The 6475-nt window shown below is 73.1% G+C and carries 6 protein-coding genes and 1 pseudogene; 4 read left to right on the top strand and 3 right to left on the bottom strand.

The window, feature by feature from the left end:
* Positions 1 to 202: 202 nt before the first annotated feature.
* Positions 203 to 1192, bottom strand: a complete 990-nt coding sequence (locus EF918_RS05180) for a helix-turn-helix domain-containing protein (protein WP_260609804.1) — start codon at positions 1190 to 1192, stop codon at positions 203 to 205.
* 219 nt (positions 1193 to 1411) lie between these two features.
* Here EF918_RS05180 and EF918_RS05185 point away from each other — a divergent pair, with 219 nt between their 5' ends.
* The 4 genes from EF918_RS05185 (at position 1412) to EF918_RS05200 (ending at position 5326) form a co-directional block, all read left to right on the top strand.
* Entirely contained in the window at positions 1412 to 2098 is a 687-nt protein-coding gene (locus tag EF918_RS05185) for a helix-turn-helix transcriptional regulator (protein WP_125641446.1), read from the top strand.
* A 65-nt stretch (positions 2099 to 2163) separates the two neighbouring features.
* Complete coding sequence (locus tag EF918_RS05190; RefSeq protein WP_185921600.1) at positions 2164 to 2718, top strand: toxin-antitoxin system, toxin component; 555 nt, start codon at positions 2164 to 2166, stop codon at positions 2716 to 2718.
* On the top strand, positions 2715 to 3902 hold the full coding sequence (locus EF918_RS05195) for an MAB_1171c family putative transporter (RefSeq protein WP_125641449.1): 1188 nt from the start codon (positions 2715 to 2717) through the stop codon (positions 3900 to 3902). Before EF918_RS05190 ends, EF918_RS05195 begins: the two co-directional genes overlap by 4 nt.
* On the top strand, positions 3899 to 5326 hold the full coding sequence (locus EF918_RS05200) for an FAD-dependent monooxygenase (RefSeq protein ID WP_125641452.1): 1428 nt from the start codon (positions 3899 to 3901) through the stop codon (positions 5324 to 5326). The genes EF918_RS05195 and EF918_RS05200 overlap by 4 nt, the downstream gene beginning before the upstream one ends.
* Before the next feature lie 24 nt (positions 5327 to 5350).
* On the opposite strand, the gene EF918_RS05205 is transcribed toward EF918_RS05200, so the two are convergent.
* Entirely contained in the window at positions 5351 to 6127 is a 777-nt protein-coding gene (locus tag EF918_RS05205) for a DUF4239 domain-containing protein (protein WP_125641455.1), read from the bottom strand.
* An 82-nt stretch (positions 6128 to 6209) separates the two neighbouring features.
* Positions 6210 to 6475: pseudogene (locus tag EF918_RS05210) on the bottom strand (hypothetical protein); the annotation flags it as partial.

Raw genomic sequence — 6475 nt, forward strand, 5'->3', positions numbered from 1 at the left:
GGCCGCCCGTCCGATGCCACGATCGGTGACACGGCGCGCGCCGCGTTCCGTGCCACGATCGGTGACACGAACGGCGGCACGGACGCCACGGCGGACCGCGGGGCGGCGCCGGCGCACGGCCCGCGGCGTGCCCGCGGGCACGGCACGGACCGTCGGAGCACGGCACGACGGCACCAGTGTCCCAGGGCCGGCGGCCGCGGGATCACTCGGCCGGTGACGGTACGGCGCGCAGCCGCGGTGCCTGCGGGCGCAGGGCGGTGGTGGGCACCGGACCGGCCGGGAGGCCCTGCGGCGCCGAGAGGATCAGGGTGATCCGGGTGAGTCCCATCGCGTCGAGCTGACGGCTGCTTTCGGCCACCATCCGGCACCGGGAGACGCCCAGCCGCGGGTCGGGGTGGCGCACGGCGAGCACCGCTCCGTCGCGTTCGGCGGCCTCGGCACCGTAGGTGCTCAGCCAGTGCGGGACGCCGTAGCGGTAGGCGGCCTCCATGAAGGGGTCACGGGCCACTTCCTGGCGGATGCTGCGCAGCCCCTCGTCGTCGGGGTCGGCGGCCAGCGCGGTGGCGAACTGGGCCAGCAGCGGCACGCACCAGGCCGGTTCGTGGTCGTCCAGCACGGCGGCCGCGTCCGGGTGGAACAGCACGAACCGCAGGAAGTTGTCGTCCGGCAGCGCGGTGGGGTGCGGCCGGACGGCCTGGAAGAGCTGGTCGAAGGCGGAGTTGGTGAGCGCGACGTCCCAGCGGTGGTCGACGAGGAAGCTCGGGTAGGGCACGGCCTCCATCAGCGCGGCGTAGTCGCGCAGGTAGTCGCGCTGGGCCGGGTCGTCGGGCAGTCGGTTCTCCTCGGCCGCGTGCCAGGTGGGCGGCGGGTCGCGGTCGACCATGATGCGGAACAGCCAGAAGCACTGGCGCTCGCTCATCTCCAGGGCCTCGGCCAGGGCCAGCAGCTTGCGGTCCGTCCATTCCTTGACCAGGCCGCGTTCCCAGTTGCCGTACGCGCGCACGCTGATCCGCAGGCGGGCGGCGACGTCCTCCTGGCTCAGGCCCAGCTCCTCGCGCCGTTGTCGCAAAATCTCCTTGCGTCGCTCCGAGCGCACTGCACCGCGCACTCCGTGCTCGTCACCCGTCAGGCGCTCGTCACCGGCCACCCGGGAGAGGCCGTCGGACGGGCCCACCGCTGCGAGATGTGGCACCGAGAGCTCCCCCTTCTCACGGTCTGGATCTTCATTTCCGTGTGGCGATCCTGCTACCGCAATCATTCGAGTGTCAACTATTGTGGCAATTCCAGCCTCTTGACGGCTTGTTCGCGCCACAGCTGTGGCAAGTTCTAGTCCTCGTACCGGGAAACGGCTAGCCTCCAAGGGCCCGTCCCGTGCCCTGACCCGGCCCCGCGCGATCTAGGAGAACCACTGGTGACAGACGGCTTCCCGGCTCCCGTCGCGGTGGCCAGCGTGCCCCTGGCGACCACCGTCACGCGGGTGGCCGAACTCGCGGACAAGCTAGGACGCGACCAGAACGAGGTCTTCGACCTACGCCGGCTCTCGGAGGCCTCCGGGGTCCCGGTCGACGTGGTCAAGAGCCTGCTGGAGGGCCGTCCCGCCGGTGAGCCCGACCTCCAGGCCCGTTTCCTGCAGCGCCTGGACCTGCTGCGGCGCACCCGGGTCAAGCCCAACGGCCGGCGCTACACCCAGCAGGAGATCGCCGACGGCGCCGCGATGTCGCGCCAGCAGGCCGGTGCGCTGATCAACGGCGACCGCCGCCCCACGATGGAGCACTGCGACGCGATCCAGCGTTTCTTCGGCGTCCATTCCGGATTCCTGACCGCACATGATGCAGAGGCGCTCAACGACGCCCTGCTGCGCACCGAACAGCAGCTTCTCCAGGATTTCGCAGGTCGGGAGCGGGAGCGCGAGCGAGAACGGGAAACCGTACCGGCGGAAAGCGATTCGGTGGACGATCCGTTGGCGAGACTTCTGCAGAACCACGGAGTGCGCGGCATCGCCTGGCGCGCTGCCCAACTGCCCAGCGACAAACACCGGGACAAGGTGGCGGAATGGCTGGACATGCTCCTGGAAAGCGTCAAACCGAACGAGTCCTGACCCGGTCGCCCGCCTGGGTCTGATCCCTCAAGTCCTGATCCGGATCCGCGCCGACGGGGAGAACGGTGAGCATAGGCAGAGAGCAACGGCGGCTGTGCGGGGAGCTGGTGGCCGGCATCACGCTCGCCGCCCCCGTGGAGCCCGTGGACCTCTACGCCGCCCTGTGCGACGGCATGAGCAAGCACCGCGGCCGCAAGGTCGAGTTCCGGATGGCCGCGTTCCCGGCGGGCACCGCCAGTGGCCTGTGGCTGGACCTGGCCGACCGCGACCTGGTGGTCATCGAGGAGCGCACCGCCCCCGACCACCAGCTCGTGATCCTCGGTCACGAGCTGTGGCACATGAAGGCCGGCCACTGCAGCCACCACGTGGACGGTGCGGCGGTCGCGGCCCGGCTGCTGTCCGACGAGGCCGACATCAGCGAGACCGTGCGCCGCGTGGCGGCCCGCACCCGCGCCGACGTCCGGGAGGAGACCGAGGCCGAGACCTTCGGGCTGCTGCTGGGCAGCAAGTGCCGCCCCTGGCTGGCCGGTTCCGCCAGCCGGGCGCCCGCGCACCGCGACGAACTGGCCGGCCGCATCGAGGCGTCCCTCGGGTACCGGGGGCACAGGGTCGACCGTTGAAAGGCTCGGACTACTACATCCCGGCGGCGGCGATGGCGATCTCCCTCGCCTTCAAGCTGCCCGCACTCCGGCGCAACTGGCGCGACCCGCTGCTGCGGTCCGTGTGCGCCCTGCTCTTCCTGGCCGGCTCGGTCTTCACCTTCGCCGCGCCGCCCACCATCGCCGCCGTCAACCGGTGGACGGGCATCCCCAACGTCTCCGCCCCGCTGGTGTACTGCCTGATCACCGCGTTCAGCGCCTCCTGCCTCGTGCTGATCGTCAACTGGCGCGGCGGCCCGCCCGAGGAGACCCGGCGCATCTCCCGGCGCTGGATCCTCGGCTACGGGGCCGTGGTGGTGGCCCTGATCGTGCTCTTCGCCCTGGGGGACGCCCCCGAGGAACGGCTGCGGGACCTGGACACGTACTACGTCACCACGCCGTACATCCGCGAGATGATCGTGCTCTACCTCGCCGCGCACACCGTGGCCGCCGTGGTGATGGTGGTCCTGTGCCTGCGCTGGTCGCTCCAGGTGCGCGGCTGGCTGCGGGCCGGGCTGGCGGTCATCGTCGTGGGCTACTTCTTCAACCTCAGCTACGACGCGACCAAGTTCACCGCCGTGTTCGGCGTCTGGCTGGGCGTCGACCTCGACTACTTCAGCACCTACGTGGCCCCGCCGATCGCCTCCGTCGGCGCGCTGATCAGCGCGATCGGGTTCATCGTGCCGCTGGTCTGCCAGCGCGTCTCCGACAGCTGGCAGACCTGGGCGACGTACCGCCGGCTGGGCACCCTGTGGCACGAACTGCAGAAGGCCGGCCCGCTGAGCACCCCGGGCGTGCGGATGTCCTGGTGGTCCCCCGCCGAACTGCGCATCCTCCAGCGCGAGTCGGACATCCACGACGGCTTCCTGCACCTCGGCCCCTACTTCGACCAGGCCCGCCGCGCCGAGGCGTACGCCCAGGCCCGGCACCTGGGCGGGGACGAGGAGACGGCCCGGGCGGTCGCGGACGCCGCGATGGTGGCGGCCGCCGTCCAGGCGCGCACCGCGGACCCGGAGGGCCTGCTGCTGGCCGAGGACGTGGACCCGGCCCCCGATCCGAGCGAGGGGCCGCGCGACCTGGTCCGCATCTCCTACGCGCTGCGTCATTCCCCCGTAGTCGAAGCGGTCCGCCGTCACGCGGCCCCCACAGGAAGCCTTCCCCGATGAGCGAAGCACACAGACAGGTTCGCGGCGCCCGCGCCGGCCGGCACGCCGTGGTGGTCGGTGGTGGACTCGCCGGCATGCTGGCCGCCGCCGCGCTCGCCGAGCACGCCGAGCGGGTCACCGTCGTCGAACGCGACGTCCTGCCCGAGGGACCGGCCCCGCGCCGCAGCCTGCCCCAGGCCCACCACGCGCACATGCTGTGGTCGGGCGGGGCCCGGGCGATCGAGGAGCTGGTGCCGGGCACCACCGCCCGCTGGCTGGCCGCCGGCGCACGGCGGATCTCGCTGCCGACGGGCCTGGTGTCGATGTCGGCGAGCGGCTGGCTGGGGCGCTTCCCCGAGACGCAGTTCCTGATCGCGTGCAGCCGGGACCTGCTCGACTGGACCCTGCGCGAGCAGGTGATGCTGCTGCCCGAGGTCACCGTGCTCCAGCAGGCCGAGCTGCTCGGGCTGGAGGGCGGCGCCGAGCGGGTCACCGGGGTCCGTGTCCGCGAGGCCGACGGCGCCACCCGGACGCTGTCCGCCGACCTCGTCGTGGACGCCGGCGGCCGCGGCTCCCGGGCACCGCGGCTGCTGGCGGAGCTCGGCGTGGGACCCGTGCACCGGGAGGAGGTGGACTCCGGCCTGACGTATGCCAGCCGCATGTTCCAGGCCCCGCCCGGCGCCGAGGCCTATCCGCTGGTCAACGTCCAGTCCGACCCCCGGGTGCCGGTGCCCGGGCAGACGGCGACCATCATGCCGATCGAGGACGGGCGCTGGCTGGTGACCCTGTCCGGGACCCGCGGCGGCCAGCCGTCTGCGGCCACGGACGACTTCGAGGCCTTCGCGCGCGGCGTGCGCCACCCGGTGGTCGGCCAGCTGATCGCGCACGCCGAGCCGCTGACCGACGTGGTCGTCACCCGGGCCACCGTCAACCAGCGCTCGTTCTTCGAGCGGATCCGGAACTGGCCCGAGGGCTTCGTGGTCGTCGGTGACGCCGTCGCCACGTACAACCCCGTGTACGGGCACGGCATGTCGGTGGCCGCCCAGGGCGTCCTGGGCCTGCGCACCGAGCTGCGCGAGCACGGCCTGACCGCTCCGGGCCTGGCCCGGCGGGTGCAGCGGGCCGTGGCCCGGCCCGTGGCCACCGCCTGGGACCTGGCCACGGCGCAGGACATCCTCTACCCGGGCGCCCGGGGCCGGCAGCCGGGCCGGGCATCGGTGGCGCTGCGCCGCTACGTCGACCGGCTGATGCTGACGGCCACCAGCCGGCCGCTGGTGTCGCGGGCGCTGTTCGACGTGATGACGCTGTCCCGCCCGACGACCGCCCTGCTGCGGCCCGAGGTGGCCCTGGCCGTGGCCCGCGGCCCCCGACGGGTGCCGCCGACGGCCCCGCCGCTGACGGCGCAGGAGCGCCGGATCATGGAACGGACGGACACCGGAGCCTGAGCCCGGCCGACGCCGGCCTCTCCCTCACCCGCCGGAGGCGAGGGAGAGGGCGGGGAAGAGGTCGGCGAACGGGGCCGCCGAATCGATTCCGTCCCGGCCGAAGGGCGCGTCGAAGCTCCAGACGAGGAACAGCAGGAAGACGATCAGCGCGCTGAAGAGGCCGGCCAGCAGCAGTTCACGGGCCGACCGGCGGATCTGCAAGGTGAAGATCAGCCCGATGGTGACCACGCCCCCGGTGAGCAGCCCGAACCACACCACGCCCGGCAGGGTGGTCTCGTCGCTCTGGGTGCGGTTGTGCCGGGCGTCGTCGGCCACCGCGATCTGGTCCAGCAGCGGCTGGTAGGCCTGCGCCTGGAGTTCGGTGGTGGGGCTCTGGTGGGTGACGTCGGCCCGCAGCTTGCCGAGGAGTTCGGCGCCCTGGGCGGTCTGTGCCTCGCCCGCGGTCATCCGGGGCCAGTCGACGCCGACGGTGTGGGCGACGTAGGCGTCCACCTCGCCGCGGATGCGGTCGCGGACGGCGGCCGGGTAGACGTCGGCGCGCTGCGTGACCTCGTACAGGGCCTGCGCCTCGCGCCGCACGCTGTCCTCGGCGGCCCCGCGCGCCTCCCACACGCCGGCGATGGCCAGGCCCAGGACGATCGCGTAGACCACGCCGACCATCATCGTCATGTACTCGATGACGTCGGGCGTTTCACTGGTGTCCTCGTCCTCGGCGGCCCGGCGGTGCCGGATCGCCGTGAAGGCGAGGACGAGGGCGCAGACGAGCACCATGGCGATGGCCAGGACCAGCCATTCGGACACGAGGGGTCTCCCGTCGGGTGTTGCGGTGCGAGCGGTGGAGCGGACGTCCGGGGAGCGGACGCCGGTGGAGCGGAGGCCGCGGTCAGCCGCGGCTCTTGGAGCGCGGCCGGAGCGCGGCCGCCGCGAGGACGGCCGGGGTGGTGACGACGACCATGAGCATCACGGTGGACAGGCCGTCGGGACCGTGGCGTCGGAGCGCGACGGAGTGGTAGGGGCGGACCCGGAAGTGCGCCGCCGGAGCGAGCCGCGGCGGGGCCGGGCGGGCGGCCTCCGCGACGACCTCGGCGGCGGGCGGCGGCTCCTCGGCGGGCGGGGCCTGCTCCGGCTCGGGCCGGAGCAGGCCCCGCC

The sequence above is a fragment of the Streptomyces sp. WAC06614 genome, from assembly GCF_003949795.1.
Lineage (GTDB): Bacteria > Actinomycetota > Actinomycetes > Streptomycetales > Streptomycetaceae > Streptomyces.

Bases quoted from the DNA above. Each gene is read 5' to 3' on its own strand.
- EF918_RS05200 (WP_125641452.1), top strand. From the start codon at position 3,899: ATGAGCGAAGCACACAGACAGGTTCGCGGCGCCCGCGCCGGCCGGCAC.